The following is a 17,481-nucleotide window of genomic DNA, read 5'->3' as shown; positions in this document are numbered from 1 at the left end:
CCTCTCCATGGCAACTTGCGTGCACCCCTGTTCAGTGAGCCATTCGCCAAGTTCCTCTAGCTCATGGGTCATCGTTCCGAAGGTGCGAAGCTCAGACTTGGGCGCTCGATCGAGAGGACCCGCGAGTACACAAGCGACAACTGTTTCTTGATGAACATCTAAGCCGGCACAGCGTTCAACAATCGCCTCCATCATGGTAGACCAACCTCCAAAATAGGGTGGGGGGGGCCTGGACAACCTGAAACGAACGAAAATTTTTTATACGGACTCTACGGTCCAATAGCCTGTGCTTCAAAGGTTGTCCGAACAGTTTTTTGCGCGGGATCTAGGTCACCGAAAAAAACCACGAACTGAACTGGCCCCTTACTCGCCAGTATCGTCCGTGGCACACTGCACGAAACCTATTTCATCATAGCCTGTGGCCTTTACGGGCATGAAAGTTTTTTGCGTCCATCGAAACTTAACGTGTATAATGGTGTTCAAATCCAAGCGCATAAAGCGCTTGCGGAAGCATACCGGGGAGGAAGCACAGTTGCGTTGGTTCGAAATTACCGTCTTAGCGGCGGAACAGTCTCAAGAGATGGTTGCCCATTATATGAACGAGCTTGGCGCGGGAGGCGTCTCGATCGAGGAGTCGTGGACCGAAGACAAGCCTCGAGATACCTCCTTCGGCCAGTGGTACGATAAGCCGCTCAACAATATCAAGGCAGGCTACGCCGAGATCAAAGGTTATTTTCCGGAAGGGACCGATCCGACACAGCTTATCGAGCAATTGACGTTGCTGCTGCGCGGACTGCCGGAGTTCGGCTATGACGCCGGGGAGTATACGATCAGCTCGGCTGAGGTGAACGAAGACGAATGGGCGGAAGCTTGGAAAAAGTATTTCAAGCCGCTCCAAGTAACTGAGCAGTTGACGATCAAGCCGACCTGGGAAGCGTATGAACCGCGCGAAGGCGAGCTTATCATCGAGCTGGACCCGGGCATGGCGTTCGGCACCGGCACGCATCCGACGACGGCGCTATGTTTGCGTACGCTCGAAGGAGCGATCCATGGCGGCGAGACGGTTATCGACGTCGGCACAGGCTCCGGCATTCTCTCGATCGGAGCGATCCGCTTAGGTGCGAAGCAGGTGCTCGCGCTTGACTTGGACCCGATCGCGGTGTCGAGCGCGACCGAGAACGTCAAGCTGAATGGGCTGCAGGACGTCATCGAAGTCCGCCAGAGCGACCTGCTCGGCGTGCTGAGCCAGCCGGCAACGGCGGACAGCGTACAGCCGCCGGTTGATCTGGTCGTCGCCAACATTCTGGCGGAGATCATCCTTCTTTTCATCACGGATGTCATGGATGTGCTGAAGCCGGGCGGCATCTATATCGCCAGCGGGATCTATAAGAACAAAGAGGAAGACGTAGCTTCGGCGTTGCTGGCTGCAGGCTTCGAAATCATCGATCGCGTCCGCCAGGAAGACTGGATCGCATTCGTGGCGGGCAAGCCGGGAGGCTCTGACGAATGAATTTTCTGCCGTATCCTATCAGCGAACTGCCCTTCGTCATTCTGACGATGCTGATCGCCTTCACGGTTCACGAATTCGCGCACGCGTGGACAGCCTGGAAGTTCGGGGATACGACCGCTTATGAGCAGGGGCGAGTCACGCTTAATCCGATGGCGCATCTCGATCTGTTCGGGATGCTGTTCCTGATCGTCGCGGGCTTCGGCTGGGCGAAGCCCGTCCCCGTGCGCAGAAGCCGGTTCAAGCGGCCGCGGCTGATGAGCATCCTCGTCACCGCGGCGGGACCGGTCAGCAACCTGCTGCTCGCCTTGGTTGTCTTGCTCGTCATCTACGCTCTCGTTGCTTGGGGCGTGCTTGACCGTCCATCGTCAGCGGCCGTCAATACGCTCGTTACATTCCTGCATTATTGGCTTACGATTAACGTGATCTTGTTCTTATTCAATCTTATACCGCTTCCGCCGCTGGACGGCTACCGGATCGTTGAGGAGTTCGCGCCGCTCAGCTGGCGGATTCGCATGGCGCAGAACGAGCAATGGGGTATCTTCGTATTCTTGCTTCTGGTCTTCATTCCGCCGCTTCGAGACGTGACGATCGATCCGCTGTTCTCGCTGACCCGGCCCATTCTGGAAGGAATGCATGGGATCGCGTCGTCCATCTTCGGCTCGCATCCGGAATCTCCGATTCTGCCGTCGCTTATCGGCTGGAAATTTTAGCGGCCAGTAGCGGAGAAGCGGGCAGACAGGGTATGATGTAGCTTGGGAATTGAACGGGAGGATGTCCGCTAATGCAACGTTACTTCGTTCCTCCCGGGCAGATCGGCGAATCGGCCGTGACGCTGCTGGGAGATGACGCCCGTCATCTGGCAACTGTTATGCGGGCGAAGCCCGGCGATGAGTTCATCGTCTGCGACGGCTCGGGAATCGAACTGCTGGCCAAAGCGCAGACCGTTGAAGCGGCCCAGGTGGTCGCGGACATCGTCAGCAGGCAAGCTTCGGCAGCGGAGACGGCTTGGCGCGTCACCGTCGCCCAGAGCCTGCCCAAGGGAGACAAGCTGGAGACGGTTATTCAGAAGGGAACCGAAGCCGGGGCGCACGCTTTCCGGCCGTTCTTGTCGCAGCGCACGATCGTTCAATACGACGAGCGCAAGGAGGCCAAACGGCTTGAGCGCTGGCGCAAAATCGCGAAGGAAGCGGCCGAGCAAGCGCATCGGGGCATCGTGCCGGAGGTTGCTTCGGTCTGCTCGTGGAAGGCGCTCATAAGCTCGTTCGACGAATATGATTTGACCTTGCTTTGCTATGAAGAAGAAGGGCGGCGAGGGAGCGGGCTACAGCCCGTTCTCGCCGCCTTCAACCATGATATTGCAGCGGATTCGGCGCGCGAGCCGCGCGTGCTGCTGATCGTCGGCCCCGAAGGCGGCATCACGCCGCAGGAGGCAGAGCAGGCTGCCGCCGCCGGCGCGAAGGCGGTCGGCCTCGGCCGGCGCATACTGCGAACCGAGACGGCCGCGCTCGTGGCCCTCGCGGCCATCGCGTACGAATCCGGAGAGCTGGGAGGATGAATGGGATGCCATCGGTGGCATTTTATACGTTAGGCTGCAAAGTGAACTTCTATGATACCGAAGCGATGTGGCAGCTGTTCAAGAAGGAAGGCTACGAGCAGGTCGACTTCGAGACGACGACTGCGGACGTGTACGTGATCAACACGTGCACGGTGACGAATACGGGCGACAAGAAGAGCCGCCAGATCATCCGCCGCGCCGTGCGCCGCAACCCCGACGCCGTCATTGCGGTAACGGGCTGCTATGCCCAGACGTCGCCGGCCGAGATTATGGAGATCGAAGGCGTCGACCTTGTCGTCGGCACGCAGGACCGCGACAAGCTGATGACGTACATCGGGGACATTCAGCGCGATCGCAAGCCGATGAATGCCGTTCGCAACATTATGAAGACGCGTGAGTTCGAAGAGCTCGACGTTCCCGCGTTCGCCGATCGGACGCGCGCCTTCTTGAAGATCCAAGAAGGCTGCAACAACTTCTGCACGTTCTGCATCATTCCGTGGTCGCGCGGGCTGTCGCGCAGCCGCGATCCGGAGAGCGTGCTGAATCAAGCTCGCCAGCTCGTGGCATCGGGCTACAAGGAGATTGTCCTGACCGGCATTCATACGGGCGGATACGGCGACGATCTGGAGGGGTACCGTCTGGCGAATCTGCTCGAGGACCTCGACAAGATCGACGGGCTGGAGCGGATCCGGATCAGCTCCATCGAAGCGAGCCAGATCGACGATCATGTGATCGCCGTGCTGAACAGCTCAAAGAAGATGTGCCGCCACCTGCACATCCCGCTGCAGGCCGGGGACGACGCCATCCTGAAGCGGATGCGCCGCAAGTACACGACGGCCGAATTCGCGGAGAAGATCGAGAAGATCAAGAAGGCGATGCCGGGCGTGGCGATCACGACCGACGTCATCGTCGGCTTCCCCGGCGAGACGGAGGAGCAGTTCGAGAACGGGTATAAGTTCATGGAGCAGATTGGCTTCTCGGAGATGCACGTGTTCCCGTATTCGAAGCGGACCGGCACGCCGGCCGCGCGGATGGACGATCAGGTGGATGAGGAAGTGAAGCACGAGCGCGTGCACAAGCTGATCGACCTGTCGGAGAAGCTGCAGGCTGCCTACAGCAAGCAGTGGGAAGGCCGCGAGCTTGACGTTATTACAGAACGCGTCGTTGTTGGCGACGATGGCAAGACGCGCCTGGCCGGTTATTCGGACAACTATCTGCTGATCGAGATCGAAGGCGATGAGAGCCTGTACCGGAAGCACTGCCGCGTTCGCCTGACGAAGAGCGGCGTGAACGAGAACGCCGGCGAGCTGGTAGAGGTGCTCGAGGTCAAAGCGCCGGTTGCTCTTCAAGCCTAATTAGATTGGCGCCACAAGAGATTTCATTACGACGGGAAGGCTAGCAGGTCGCCGGCGGTAATGGAATCTCTTGCTGTACATAGAACAGACGAGAGGTGTCGGCATGAAGGAAGAAGGGAACGGCCCGAATCGAGAACAATATCGCGCGGATAATGCTCTGACAGGAGCGGGTATATCGAGCGGGAATGCCGCGGACGGGGATGGCCATGGCCGGTTCCCCATATGGCAGCCCGGTCAGCCGCTGGCTCCGTTCATTGATCATACGCTGCTGAAGGCCGAAGCGAGGGCAGCCGACTTCGCGAAGCTGTGCGAGGAAGCGCTGGAGCATCGGTTCTATAGCGTCTGCGTGAATGGCCGCTGGGTTCGCCAATGCCGCGAGCGCCTGAGCGGAACGGACGTTAAGGTGTGCGCGGTCGTCGGTTTTCCGTTAGGCGCCGGCGCCACCCGGGCGAAAGCGTTCGAAGCGGCCGCTGCCGTCGAGGACGGTGCCTCCGAGATCGATATGGTCATCTCGCTCGGCAAGCTGTTGGATGCGGATCTAGCTGGCGTCGAGAAGGATATCGCTTCAGTTGTCCAAGCGGTGCAAGGCGGCGCGCTCGTCAAAGTCATTCTGGAGACCGGAGCGCTGTCGGATGAGCAGGTCGTGAGCGCATGCCGGATTGCCGAAGCTGCGGGGGCGGATTACGTCAAGACGTCGACCGGCTTCGGGCCGGGCGGCGCAACAGAGGCGCACGTGCGGCTCATGCGCGGCAGCGTCTCGGCGCAGCTCGGCGTCAAGGCGTCGGGAGGTATCCGCGGCGAGCAAGATGCCGTACGGATGCTGCTGGCCGGCGCGAGCCGGATCGGCACGAGCGCCGGCGTCGCCATCGTTAGCGGCGGCGCAGCAGCATATAGGCAGCCGGCAGCGCCAGCAGCGAGCAAGCAATATTGAACATCGTCTGCGCATGCGCGATCTGCGCAGCCGGATCGCCGGGCGCGATCCAGGATGCCGCGGCGAGCAGCGCTCCCCGCAGCGGATAGAACAGCAGGGCGCCGGATATGTTGAGGACGATTTGCGCTAGCGCGACGAACCGTCCGCCTCTGCCGCCGCTCAGCGATGCCAGCAGCCCGGTGAAGCAAGTGCCCACGTTGGCGCCGAGCATAATTGCGACGCCAGTCGCCGGCGACATGACGCCGCCGTCGGCCAGTCCCATGGACATGGCAATGACGGCCGAGCTCGAGTGGACGGCGGCGGTAATCGCCGCGCCGCCAAGCAAGCCCCAGACCGGCGAGCTCTCGGCATGCGTCATCATGTCCATGAACATGTCGCTGGTCTGCAGCGTCGGTCCGACCGATTGCAGCACGGCGAAGCCGAATAGCAGCAAGCCGAAGCCGGCTAGCGCCGCGGATCCGTATCGCAACGGCGGCGCGTAACGCCTAGGCAGCGCCGGAAGCGCGCGCATCTCGCCGGACAGCGCCGTCCACAGCCAGATGACGAATGCCGCCGCGAGCATCGGCAGCGCATAGCGATGAAGCCGCAGGCTCATTAACTCGGTCGTCAGGCACGTGCCGACGTTCGTTCCGAGAATGATGCCGAAGCTGTTCGCGAGCGGAAGCAGGCGGGCATTCACAAGGCCGATCGTCAGCACCGTCACAGCAGTGCCGCTCTGCATAAGCGCGGAAGAGAATGTGCCGGCGAGGAAGCCCTTGAACGGCGTCGACGTCGTGCGCTCCAACGCGGCGGGCAGCCGGCTGCCCGCCCATTGCCGGAGTGCGACCTCCATCAGCTTCATGCCGCCGAGCAGCAGCGCGAGACCGAAGACGGATGCCGAGACGATATACATAATCATAAGTCAGGCGCTCCTTTACCAAACCTTATCGAACCTAATACAAGCTCCATTCCCAAATCTATGCGATCATCGGACAAGTCATGTCCGGAAAGGCGGATCATGCCATGAACAACAACTCAGCAGCCCAAGCGGCCATGTTCCTGAACCGCTCTCGCCGTCCGCGGCTGGAGCAAGGACACCCTTGGATTTATGCGAATGAGATCGAGCGCAAGGAGGGCGAGGCAGAGCCCGGCGATCTGGTTGAGGTGCGCGACCACAAAGGGCAATACCTCGCGACCGGCTATTGGAATCCCGCATCGCAAATTACGGTGCGCATCGTATCCTACCAGCCGCTGGCGGCGATGGACGCGGACTGGTTCCGCGGGCGCTTGCGGCAATGCGCGGCGTTCCGGCAGCGCTTCGTTGGCGCGGAGAAGTCGTGCCGGGTCGTGTTCGGAGAAGCAGACTTCCTCCCCGGGCTTGTCGTGGACCGGTTCGAGGACGTGCTCGTCGTGCAGGTTCTGACGCTTGGCATGGACAAAGCGCGGGAGCAATGGCTTGAAGCGCTGGTTGACGTCTTCTCCCCGAAGGGCGTCTATGAGCGAAGCGATGTCGGCGTGCGTACGCTGGAAGGCTTGGAGGAGCGAACGGGCGCGCTGTACGGCGAGTGCCCGCGCTTCATCGAGATCGAAGAGAACGGCCTCAAGGTCGAAGTAGATATCGAAGGCGGTCAGAAAACGGGGTATTTCTTCGATCAGCGCGAGAATCGCGCTTCGATTCAGCCGCTCATGAAGGGCTGGGGCGTGCGCAGCGGCATTACGTTAGAGGAACGCGAGACGGAGGAAGGGAGCAAGCTTGTGCCCGTCAACGCGAAGGGCAACGAGGTGACGTTCCCATATTGGGACGGCGCGACGGTGCTCGAATGCTTCGCCCACACGGGAAGCTTCACGCTGCATGCCTGCCAATACGGCGCGAAGAAGGTGACGTGTCTGGATGTGTCGGCGCATGCGATCGAGACGGCTCGCCGCAATGCGGAGCGCAACGGCTTCACGGACCGTGTCGAATTCGTGACGGCGGACGCGTTCGAGTTCTTGCGCCAGCAGGTGCAAGGCCGCGAAGAGCGGGCTGCGCGCGCCGGCAGCGCTCCGGGCAAGAAGGTTGATACATCCAAGCCGCTGGCGGCGGAAGGACGGACTTGGGACGTCGTCATTCTCGATCCGCCGGCTTTCGCGAAGACGAAGCGAGCGGTGCCCGGCGCGATTCGCGGGTACAAGGAGATCAACCTGCAAGCGATGAAGCTGATCAACGAGGGCGGGTATCTGGTGACCGCGAGCTGCTCCTATCATGTGCGCCCGGATCTGTTCATGGAGACGATTCTGGAGGCGGCGGCCGACGCGGGCAAGACGCTTCGCCGCATCGTCTGGCAAGGAGCCGGCAAGGACCATCCGCAGCTGGGCGGAGTCGAAGAAGGCCACTATTTGAAATTCGGCATTTTCGAAGTGCGGAGCCGCAAGGAATTATGACATTGTTCGACACAAATCGAAATGTTAAGAAAATGTGAGTGTCGAAACCTGTAACTTTTTTAACGTCTTTCCGATACATTTGGTGTAGAGAGAGATTCCAAATGACGGAAGGAGATGTTGATGATGGATGTCCTATGCTTCGGACGGCGCGCCGTACCGCTGCAGAACAGGGCGAACAGGCTGGAGAGCCGCAAACTGCTGAACGACCGCATGAAGGAAATGGCATTGGATCTTGATTTTAGGCGCAAGTGGAAGACGGTAACCAACGTGGAGCTGATGACGCAGGCGGCGATCTTCCAATTCTCGGACGGCACGAAGCTCTATCTGAACATCTCCTGAGAGCGAATCATTTGTTCGACATATATCGACGTTTGCGGAGGGCGGGGCGCTGTTACAGTGCCTCGCTTGTTTGCCTGCAGGCGACTGACAGCGTGAACAACTCGTCCGGTTGCCTGTGGTCATTAGACAGCGCGAACAGCTCGTTGGTTGCCAGTGGGTATCAGAAAGCGCAAACAGTTCGTATGGTTGCCAGTGGTCATCAGACAGCGCGGACGATTCGCCTATGCCTGGGCTGCGTTCTGTGGAATCGCATCGCAGTTCCGCAGATACGCGACTCCGAATCAATGGGTCCCGATCCGCTCCGCCGCTGCCTTGTTGTATTTTGTACAACTAGATTTCTCGAATTAGCGGGTTTACGCTGCTCTAGTTGCAAATCTGCACTTAGTTCCTCTCCAAGCCTCCTAAATGGCGGTCCGCCTCTAAACTAAGTGTACTTATGCAACTAGCTAATCGAATCACTTCTGGATAGAGAATCTAAGTGTACAAATGCAACTAGACTATCGACCGCACGATCAACCACCGTACCATCCAACTCCCACACCATCAACTCCCTCACCATCAACCACTGCACACCCCCCGCTCTAGACCTCCTCACCTGGGCACCCTCCCCCTGCGCACCCTCCCCCTCTCGCATCATCCAGCGCCCGCACTCCGCCCCGCTCATTCTGTCTAGTCGAGGTAGAACGCTAAGCCTTCCTTCGCCAGCGCGTACCAGACGATCCGCTCTCCGTTACCGGTGGCGACGGGTCTGACCCAGCCTTTAACGACTAGACTGTTCATGTGCTTCATCGTCGTGCGATAGTTGATGCTCAAGTGGCGGGTGACGTCGACGGGGCGGAACGGCCTTGCCAATCGGATCGCCATTCGAATGATTTCTCTCTCGGCGAGCGCGTCTAACTTAACAGGAAGGACGTCCCCCTGGAATTGGCTCGGCAGCAGTCGAAGCAGGGTGATGACCAGCTCAGGCCGGCCCTCGACATCGTCATAAGCGAACGAGGCGACACGATAGCCCAGCCCCTGCAGGAACAATTCGCGGTTCAGCTCGCCCGAATAACCGTTGCGGTCCATGTCCCTTACATGCTTGGCGAAGCCTTTGATCTCCCACAGGAAGACGGGAGCCCCGGACGGCGTCCACGCGAAGTCGGCAAAGTACGACCGTCCTCGCCAATCCATGATCTCGTATTCGGGATGGAGATCCTCCAGATTCCCCTTCAAGGGCCACCACACGTTGCGTAGAAAAAGCTTCTCGGCATGAAAGTTCCGGCTTAGCAGCCTTCCTTTCCGCTCGCCCGTCCTTCTCTCGATATGACGGGTCAAGAACGATTCATAAGCCTGCTCGAATTCCATAGTCACACCTCCATGTACACAAAGCCAAAAACGCCCCGAACCCTACTGCCGCAACGGGCAAATGGGTCGGGACGTTCTTCGTCTCTTGGCTAATATGATAACTTGTCATTCGGAGCTTGTCATCCCGAATATTCGCTTGCGAGCGATTCGCCGATACCACTGCGTTCTGCGCTCGTCCAGCCAACGTTCTACGTCCAAGTTTCTTCGCTTTCCGCCTTCAATCCGCCATTGCTTCGGAGTTGCCGCCTTCATTTTTGCCAAATCGAACAAGTGTGCGCATTAGCCCGGATATGGTACAATGGAGAGACAAACAACGAACGGTCGGAGGGGTTGGAAGAATGGCGCTTAGACTCATTGTCGGCAGATCCGGAAGCGGCAAGACCAGAGCATGTCTCGACGAGATTCGCCAGAAGCTGGCGGACAATCCCGAAGGGCCGCCGCTGATCCTGCTCGTGCCGGAGCAGGCGACGTTCCAGGCCGAGTACGCGATGGCGACTACGCCCGGCCTTAAGGGCTTCATGCGCGCGCAGGTGCTCAGCTTCCGCCGTCTCGCTTATCGCGTGATGCAGGAGACGGGCGGCCTTGCGGCGGTGCCGATTAACGAGAATGGCAAAGCGATGCTCGTACATAAAGCGCTCGTGCGACGGCGCGAGGAGCTTAAGCTGTTCAAGGGCTCTGCGGAAGCCGTCGGACTGACGGATAAGCTTGGCGAGCTTTTCACCGAGTGGAGAAGGTACGGGACGGACAGCGATCGGCTGGAACGCCTCCGCTACGCGGCCGAGTCCTCCTCGGCTTCCATTCTGCTGAAGGACAAGCTGCACGATTTGACGCTCTTGTTCGGGGACCTCGAACGCGAGCTAACCGGGAAGTGGCTCGACGGAGAGGACGCGCTCGCCCGGCTCGCGGAAGGCATTCCGCATGCGCCGCTGCTGAATGGCGCAGAGGTGTGGATGGACGGCTTCCACGGCTTCACGCCGAACGAGTACGCCGTCATCGATGCGCTGCTGAAGCGGGTATCCCGCGTCTCCGCGGCGCTGTGCCTTGACCGGCCTTACGGAGCCGGCGAACGGCCGGACGAGCTGGAGCTGTTCCATCCGACGGCGGAGACATCCGTCCGCTTAAGCGAGCTGGCGCTCGCCGCAGGAGTAGAGCTGGAGCCTCCGGTTGTGCTGAATCCGCCCGTGCTTCCCCGGTTCGCCCGGAGCCCTGCGCTGGCCCATCTGGAGATGTCCTACGATAATGCCCGCTTATCGTGGAGAGGCGATCTGTCGGCGCTTACGCCGGAAGGCGGATTGTCGCTGCATGCGGCGGCGAACCGCCGGGCGGAAGCGGAAGCGGTCGCCCGCGATATGCTCCGCCGCGTAAGGGAAGAGGGCGGCCGCTGGCGGGAGATGGCGGTCTTCGTTCGGCGTCTGGAGGATTATGCCGACCTGCTCGGACAGGTGTTCGATGACTATGGCATTCCTTACTTCCTGGACGGCAAAGCGTCTGCGTCGCATCACCCGCTTGTCGAATTCGTCCGATCAGCGCTGGAGACAGTGGTATCGGGCTGGCGCACGGACCCTCTTCTGCGCTGCGCGAAGACCGATCTGCTGCAGCCGGAGAGCGGCATCGTCACACGGGAAGAAGTCGACCGGCTGGAGAATTACGTGCTAGCCGCGGGCATCGACGGCTGGCGCTGGCATGACGACCGCTCCTGGCGCCCGCTCGGCGGCGGTGATCTCGAGGCGGAGGACGACCCCGAGCGCGGCGCCCGCGCGATGGAGCGGATCCGCCGTACGCGGGACGCCTTGGCCGGCCCGCTGCGCCGCATGGAGCAGCGCTTCAAGAAGGCTGGCTCCGTGCGGGATCAGTGTGAAGCGCTCTATCTGCTGCTGGAGGAGTCCGGCGCCGCGGATACATTGGAGCGTTGGAGCGCCGCGGACGAAGCTGCCGGCGAGCCCGGCAAGGCGCGAATGCACCGCCCGCTGTGGGACGGCGTGCTCGATCTGCTCGACCAGATGGTCGAGATGGTCGGCGGCGAGAAGCCGGATGTCGCCTTGTTCGCCGGCATGGTCGACGCGGGCCTTGAGCAGCTGAAGCTGGGCGCGGTGCCGCCGTCGCTGGACGGCGTGCTCGTCGGAAGCCCGGAGCGGACCCGCTCGGACCGGATCGAGGTGCTCTACCTGCTCGGCGTGAACGACGGCGTCATGCCGATGGCGGTGCGCGAGAACGGCGTGCTGTCGGAGGAGGAGCGCGAGGACTTGGCGGCCGCGGGCATCGAGATGGCGCCGGGCGCGAAGCGCAGGCTGCTGGATGAGCGATTCCTCGCTTATTGGACGCTGACGACGCCGTCGCGCCATCTGTGGATCAGCTATCCGCTCGCCGACGAAGAAGGCGCGGGGCTTATCCCATCCGAGATTATTCGTCGGTTGAAAAAGCGTTTTCCCGGGCTGCCGGAGCATCAGCTGTCGGCGGAGCCCGTCCCCGAAGAGACGGACGACCGTCAGCTTGCTTATGCCGTTCATCCCGGACGGGCCTTAACATCGCTCGTGACGATGCTTCGCCACTGGCGGCAAGGAGGCCATCTCTCGCCCGGCTGGTGGTCGGTCTATCGCTGGATGACCGAGCGCGGCGAGTGGAGGGAACGTCTCGCCCGGCTGCTCTCCTCGCTTCAATACCGGAACGAGGAGCGCCCGCTGACCGAGCGGACCAGCCTGCTGCTGTACGGCGACCGTCTGCTGTCCAGCGTGTCGCGGATGGAGCGGTTCGTCGCCTGCCCGTTCCGGCACTTCTCCTCGCACGGCTTAAGGCTGCGGGAGAGGCAGCTGTATCGGGTGGACGCGCCGGACATCGGCCAGCTGTTCCATGCCGCCTTGCGCCAGACGACGGAGAAGCTGCTCGCGGAAGGGCCGGCTGGAGCCGATGCCGTCCGCTGGCAACTGGAGGCGGCCGCCGCTGTCGAGCGGCTGCTGCCGAAGGTGCAGTCGCAGATTCTGCTGTCGTCCCATCGCCATCAGGCGATGGCGCGCAAGCTGAAGGATATCGTCGCGCGGGCTTCGACCATGCTCGGCGAGCATGCGCGCGTATCGGCGTTCAAGCCGGTCGGGCTCGAGATCGACTTCGGGCCGTCCGGCACGCTGCCTCCGCTCTCGCTGAATCTCGGCCGTGGCCGATGGATGGATATCGTCGGCCGAATCGACCGCGTCGACGCCGCGGATACGCCGGAGGGGCTGCTGCTGCGGATCATGGATTACAAATCCGGCGATGTCAAGCTGAAGCTGGACGAGGTCGCCCACGGCTTGTCGCTGCAGATGCTGGCGTACCTGGATGTCGTCGTCAGCCATGCGCCGCATTGGCTCGGCCGTCCGGCCAGCCCGGCTGGCGTGCTTTATTTTCACGTACACAATCCGCTCTTGAACACCTTGAACGGCATGTCGCGCGCGGACGCGGAGCAGGCGATGCTGAAGGAGTTCCGCATGCAGGGCCTCGTCTTGGCCGACGGCGACGCGGTCACGCTGATGGACGGCTCGCTCGCTTCCGGCGGCAAATCGTCCGTCGTGCCCGTGGAGTTCAAGAAGGACGGCTCCTTCTCGTCCCGCTCTCAGGTGGCGGACGCCGGCCAATGGGATGTGCTGCGCCGTTCGGTGCGCGGAAGCATGAAGCGGATCGGCCGCCGGATCGCGGACGGGGACGTGGCGATCGCGCCGTACCGAATGGACAAGAAGAGCCCTTGCACGGTGTGCGAATTCCGTCCGGTGTGTCAGTTCGACGGCCAGCTGGAGGGCAATCGCTATCAGATGCTCGCTAAGCCGAGCGATAAGGATCAGGTATGGCAATGGCTGGACAATCGGGCCGAAGGGGAGGAGGAAACGCTATGACGCGCTTCGGAATGGAAGCGACCCATCATAAACCGGCGGGCAGCAAGTGGACGGACGAGCAGTGGGCCGCCATCGCTGCGGAAGGCACGAATATTCTCGTCGCGGCTGCCGCAGGCTCCGGGAAGACGGCCGTCCTCGTCGAGCGGATTATCTCCCGCATCGCGGATGAGGAGCGGCCGCTGGACGTCGACGCGCTGCTCGTCGCCACCTTCACCAAGGCGGCTGCCGCCGAGATGAAGGAGCGGATCCGCATCGCCCTCGAGGACGAGCTGGAGAAGAGGCCGGACTCCGCGCACCTGCGCCGCCAGCTGGCGCTGCTGCCGCGAGCTTCGATCACGACGCTGCATTCCTTCTGCATGGAGGTTATCGAGAAGTACGCGCCGCTCATCGGGCTTGACCCGGGCTTTCGGATCGCGAACGAGACAGAGGCCGAGCTGCTGCGCATGGATACGCTCGACGCGCTGTTCGAGGAGCGTTACGAGGCCGAAGGAGAGCAGGGTACGCTGGCGGGGCTCGCGGACCGCTTCGGCGGCGAGCGCAGCGACGAGCCGCTGCACCGGCTCGTGCTGGAGCTGCATGACTTCGCGGGCAGCCATCCGTGGCCCGAGTGGTGGCTGAAGGAGACGGCCGCCCGGTTCAAGGTGGCGGACGCGGACGAGCTGTCCCGAAGCGAATGGGTGGACAGCATGCGCAAGGACGTGCTCCTGTCGCTCGAAGGCGCGCTGCAGCTGCTGGATACAGGCATCGGCATCGCGGATAGTCCCGGCGGACCCGTACCTTACGGAGCTACGCTGGCGGACGACCGCAGGCTGATCGCCTCGCTGCTCGATGCGGTGGCCGGCGAACCATGGGAGAGCTGGAACGCGGCGTTCGCCGCCGCCCAGTTCGGCCGGCTGAAGCCGTGCCGCGGCGACGACTACGATCCGGAGCTGCAGGAACGGGTCAAAGGGCTTCGCGACGAAGTGAAGAAGACGGTGTCGCGGCTGGCGGAGGAGTGGTTCGTTCGCACGCCTGAGCAGTATGCAGCCGAGCTTCGCCGGATGGCGCCGGACATGGCCGCGCTGGCGGAGCTGGCCGCCGCCTTCGGCGAGCGGTACGAAGCGGCTAAGCGCGGCAAGGGACTGCTCGACTTCGGCGATCTCGAGCATTACGCGCTGCGGATTCTTCGCGATCCGGCTTCGACGCCGGAGCGGTCCGTGCCGTCTGCCGCCGCGCTCGATTACCGCAATCGGTTCGCGGAAATCTTGCTGGACGAATACCAGGACACGAACGAGGTGCAGGAAGCGATCGTCTCGCTGATCGCCCGGCATTCCCCGGGCAATGTGTTCATGGTCGGCGACGTGAAGCAGAGCATCTACCGGTTCCGCTTGGCGGAGCCGGGGCTGTTCCTAGCCAAGTACAAGTCGTATGACGTCTGGACGGCTACAGGCGGGAGCACGTCTGCTGATGAGCCGGCGGCGGCGGAGCGCACATCCGCATCCGTAGCCGCATCCGCTTCCGGCGGCGCTGGCGATGGTCTGCGTATCGACCTGGCGCGCAACTTCCGCAGCAGGCCTCGCGTCGTCGATGCGGTGAACCACGTCTTCCGCCTTATTCTGCGGGAGAAGGTCGGCGAGATGAATTACGATCGCCGGGCCGAGCTCGTGTACGGGGAAGGCTATCCGGCTGAAGCCCAATCCGAATCAGGCGTTCTGCCGGCGTCTTCGCCATACGCGACGGAGCTGATCTTGATCGACGCAGGAGCTAAAGTCGAGGCTGGCGCTCCCGAAGGAGGCGCGGCGGCGGAGTCCGGCGACTCCGAGACCGAGCCGGACGCGGCCGGCATGGAAGCGGCTGAAGCCGAGTTGGAGTCGGCGCAGCTGGAGGCGCGCTGCATCGCAGCCGAGATCAAACGGCTGATGGGCCAGGACGGCAGCGGCGCCGAGCCGTTCGCCGTCTATGACGGGCGCAGCAAGATGTACCGTCCGCTCGCCTACCGGGACATTGTCATTCTGCTCCGCGCGGCGACGTCTCTGGCTCCTTCGGTGCTGGAAGAATTTAAGGCGGCGGGCATCCCCGCCTATGCGGAGCTGGCGACGGGCTACTTCGCGGCGACGGAAGTGGATGTCATGCTCTCGCTGCTGCACTTGATCGACAACCCGGATCAGGACATTCCGCTGGCGGGCGTCCTTCGTTCGCCGCTGGTGGGGCTTGATGCGGAGCAGCTTGCCTTGATCCGGCTGCGCCGCCGCCAAGGCTCGTATTGGCAGGCGGTGTGCGCCGCCGCTTCGGAAGCGAGCAACGAAGCTCGCGCCATAGTGGACACGCAAGCAGGGACGCCTGCGGATGCGATGGATCCGGCCGAAGCGGCTCCTCTTGACCGGCAATTAGCCGATCGGCTGCGTGCGTTTCTGGCCAAGCTGGAGTCGTGGCGGAGCTTCGCAAGGCGGGAACCGATCGGCGAGCTGCTGAACAAGCTCTACCGTGACACGGGCTACTATGACTTCGTAGGCGGCCTGCCCGGCGGCATTCAGCGGCAAGCCAACCTGCGCGCGCTGGTCGACCGCGCGCGGCAGTTCGAACGCAACGCCACCTCGCGCGGCCTCTTCCGCTTCCTTCGGTTCCTCGGACGCATGAGAGATACCGGCTCCGATCTCGGCGCTGCCAGAGCGCTTGGCGAGCAGGAAGACGTCGTGCGCGTCGTCTCCATCCACAAGAGCAAAGGGCTGGAATTCCCGGTTGTCTTCGCGGCGGGTCTGGGCCGCGGATTCAACAAACAGGACTTGAACGGCTTGTTCCTGAAGCACAAGAAGCTGGGCTTCGGTCCCAAGATCGTCGATCCCGAGACGCGCGTCGCTTATCCATCGCTGCCTCAGCTGGCAATTCGCCGCCGCTTGAAGGCGGAGATGCTCGCGGAGGAGATGCGAGTTCTGTACGTAGCGCTGACGCGGCCGAAGGAGAAGCTTATTCTCGTCGGGACGACGAAGAATGCGGAGAAGGACCTGAACAAATGGCGGGAGCTGGCGGAGACCGGCGGCGACGGTCTGCCCGATTACGCCATTGCGGCGGCGAATCGCTACTTGGATTGGGTCGGTCCCGCTGCGGCGTTGACGGGAGCGGAATGGGATCTTCGCGAAGCTGGCGGCGCAGCGGCGGCCGATGAAGCGGCAGTTGCTTCTGCAGCCGCAGCCGCACCCTCAACAGGGGGTTCGTCTTCTGCTTCGCCATATAGTACGCCGCGTTGGCGCTGCCGCGTGCTGCCGGCTTCCGTTCTGACGCAAGGTTCTCAGGAGCCGGAGACGCAGCAGGACAGCGGGGATACGCTGTGGAATCTGGCGCTGCAGCTCTCGCCGGTATCGGTAACGGAGACGGCTGCTGGGCTGCGAGCATATGAAGCGCTGAGCTGGCAGGATCCGAACGCCGAAGCGTCGCGGCTGGCCGCCAAGACGTCCATCACGGCGCTGAAGCGGCAGCAGGCCGAGCGGGAAGCCGCCGAACGCGCGCGCCCAACGCATGCGGGCGCAGGCGGTATGGGCATGGTGGAATCAAGCGTGCCGCCGATCGAATCGGAGCCGGAATGGGATGAAGCGGAACGGACTACCCGCTTCGATACGGAGGAGCTCCCCGAGACCGCGTCACGCACGTTCCGCCTTCGCCGTCCGCGTTTCTTGGGCGACAAGAAGCTGACGCCGGCCGAACGGGGCACAGTCGTTCACTTGGCGATGCAGCATCTGCCTATCAAACCCGGTACCGATATAGGTGAAGTGGAAGAGATGCTGAATCAATTGGTGGAGCGGAGAATATGGTCGGCCGAGCAGCGCCAAAGCGTTGCTGCCGAAGCGATAGCGGCGTTCTGCCGGACGGAGCTGTACAGCCGGATGTGCGCGGCGCGAACCGTGTGGCGGGAAATTCCGTTCAGCTACGGCATCCCAGCCGGGGATGCCTATTCGGACGCCGGCGCTGCGGCAGAGGAGATCGTGCTCATTCAAGGCGTTATCGACTGTTTGTTCCCGGAAGAAGACGGCTTAGTGCTCGTCGATTATAAGACCGACCGCGTGCCGCTTGGCAACTGGGAAGAGGCGGCTGAGAATCATCGCTTCCAGATTGAGCGCTACGCGAAGGCGATTGGCGATATTCTCGGACAGCGGGTGAAGGAAGGCTATATCTACTTCATAGAAGGCGAACGAACGGTTCGTTTGCTATAA

11 protein-coding genes and 1 pseudogene are annotated in these 17,481 nt (G+C 62.1%); 9 read left to right on the top strand and 3 right to left on the bottom strand.

Features of this window, described 5'->3' with window-relative positions; genetic code table 11:
• Positions 1-195 (bottom strand): annotated as a pseudogene (locus H4Q31_RS21385) (IS110 family transposase); the annotation flags it as partial.
• Between the two features lie 337 nt (positions 196-532).
• Between H4Q31_RS21385 and prmA the strand changes: the two are divergent.
• From prmA to deoC, 5 genes are all read left to right on the top strand, one after another.
• The gene (gene prmA, locus H4Q31_RS15825; RefSeq protein ID WP_185180022.1) at positions 533-1,510 is read left to right on the top strand and encodes a 50S ribosomal protein L11 methyltransferase; all 978 of its coding nucleotides are present in this window, start codon (positions 533-535) and stop codon (positions 1,508-1,510) included.
• On the top strand, positions 1,507-2,220 hold the full coding sequence (locus H4Q31_RS15820) for a site-2 protease family protein (RefSeq protein ID WP_185180021.1): 714 nt from the start codon (positions 1,507-1,509) through the stop codon (positions 2,218-2,220). Before prmA ends, H4Q31_RS15820 begins: the two co-directional genes overlap by 4 nt.
• Before the next feature lie 71 nt (positions 2,221-2,291).
• Complete coding sequence (locus H4Q31_RS15815) at positions 2,292-3,065, top strand: RsmE family RNA methyltransferase (RefSeq protein WP_185180020.1); 774 nt, start codon at positions 2,292-2,294, stop codon at positions 3,063-3,065.
• 5 nt (positions 3,066-3,070) lie between these two features.
• Positions 3,071-4,420 carry a tRNA (N(6)-L-threonylcarbamoyladenosine(37)-C(2))-methylthiotransferase MtaB gene (mtaB, locus tag H4Q31_RS15810; RefSeq protein ID WP_185180019.1) on the top strand — a complete coding sequence of 450 codons (1,350 nt, stop codon included), beginning with the start codon at positions 3,071-3,073 and terminating at the stop codon, positions 4,418-4,420.
• Between the two features lie 103 nt (positions 4,421-4,523).
• Positions 4,524-5,351 (top strand): deoxyribose-phosphate aldolase, encoded by an 828-nt coding sequence (deoC, locus tag H4Q31_RS15805; RefSeq protein ID WP_185180018.1) that lies wholly within the window; start codon positions 4,524-4,526, stop codon positions 5,349-5,351.
• Here the strand turns inward: deoC and H4Q31_RS15800 are convergent.
• Entirely contained in the window at positions 5,290-6,249 is a 960-nt protein-coding gene (locus tag H4Q31_RS15800; RefSeq protein WP_185180017.1) for a Na/Pi cotransporter family protein, read from the bottom strand. The genes deoC and H4Q31_RS15800 overlap by 62 nt on opposite strands.
• A 104-nt stretch (positions 6,250-6,353) precedes the next feature.
• On the opposite strand from H4Q31_RS15800, the gene H4Q31_RS15795 reads away from it, so the two are divergent.
• Entirely contained in the window at positions 6,354-7,751 is a 1,398-nt protein-coding gene (locus H4Q31_RS15795; protein ID WP_185180016.1) for a class I SAM-dependent rRNA methyltransferase, read from the top strand.
• A gap of 123 nt (positions 7,752-7,874) precedes the next feature.
• Complete coding sequence (locus H4Q31_RS15790) at positions 7,875-8,090, top strand: hypothetical protein (RefSeq protein WP_185180015.1); 216 nt, start codon at positions 7,875-7,877, stop codon at positions 8,088-8,090.
• A 669-nt stretch (positions 8,091-8,759) separates the two neighbouring features.
• Here H4Q31_RS15790 and H4Q31_RS15785 read toward each other — a convergent pair.
• Positions 8,760-9,437, bottom strand: coding sequence for a hypothetical protein (locus H4Q31_RS15785; RefSeq protein WP_185180014.1), 678 nt, complete (start codon positions 9,435-9,437; stop codon positions 8,760-8,762).
• 338 nt (positions 9,438-9,775) lie between these two features.
• Between H4Q31_RS15785 and addB the strand changes: the two genes are divergently transcribed.
• Entirely contained in the window at positions 9,776-13,297 is a 3,522-nt protein-coding gene (addB, locus tag H4Q31_RS15780) for a helicase-exonuclease AddAB subunit AddB (protein WP_185180013.1), read from the top strand.
• A complete protein-coding gene (locus tag H4Q31_RS15775; protein ID WP_245347462.1) occupies positions 13,294-17,481 on the top strand; it encodes a UvrD-helicase domain-containing protein in 4,188 nt (1,395 codons plus the stop codon). Before addB ends, H4Q31_RS15775 begins: the two co-directional genes overlap by 4 nt.

The sequence above is a fragment of the Cohnella lubricantis genome (assembly GCF_014212015.1).
Taxonomy (GTDB): domain Bacteria; phylum Bacillota; class Bacilli; order Paenibacillales; family Paenibacillaceae; genus Cohnella; species Cohnella lubricantis.
This window is presented reverse-complemented; position numbering and strand designations above follow the sequence as displayed.

Excerpts from the sequence above, each read along its gene's own strand:
- H4Q31_RS15775 (WP_245347462.1), top strand. The coding sequence starts at position 13,294 with ATGACGCGCTTCGGAATGGAAGCGACCCATCATAAACCGGCGGGCAGC.
- H4Q31_RS15800 (WP_185180017.1), bottom strand. The coding sequence starts at position 6,249 with ATGATTATGTATATCGTCTCGGCATCCGTCTTCGGTCTCGCGCTGCTG.
- H4Q31_RS15795 (WP_185180016.1), top strand. The coding sequence starts at position 6,354 with ATGAACAACAACTCAGCAGCCCAAGCGGCCATGTTCCTGAACCGCTCT.
- H4Q31_RS15790 (WP_185180015.1), top strand. The coding sequence starts at position 7,875 with ATGGATGTCCTATGCTTCGGACGGCGCGCCGTACCGCTGCAGAACAGG.
- H4Q31_RS15815 (WP_185180020.1), top strand. The coding sequence starts at position 2,292 with ATGCAACGTTACTTCGTTCCTCCCGGGCAGATCGGCGAATCGGCCGTG.
- deoC (WP_185180018.1), top strand. The coding sequence starts at position 4,524 with ATGAAGGAAGAAGGGAACGGCCCGAATCGAGAACAATATCGCGCGGAT.
- H4Q31_RS15820 (WP_185180021.1), top strand. The coding sequence starts at position 1,507 with ATGAATTTTCTGCCGTATCCTATCAGCGAACTGCCCTTCGTCATTCTG.
- addB (WP_185180013.1), top strand. The coding sequence starts at position 9,776 with ATGGCGCTTAGACTCATTGTCGGCAGATCCGGAAGCGGCAAGACCAGA.
- mtaB (WP_185180019.1), top strand. The coding sequence starts at position 3,071 with ATGCCATCGGTGGCATTTTATACGTTAGGCTGCAAAGTGAACTTCTAT.
- H4Q31_RS15785 (WP_185180014.1), bottom strand. The coding sequence starts at position 9,437 with ATGGAATTCGAGCAGGCTTATGAATCGTTCTTGACCCGTCATATCGAG.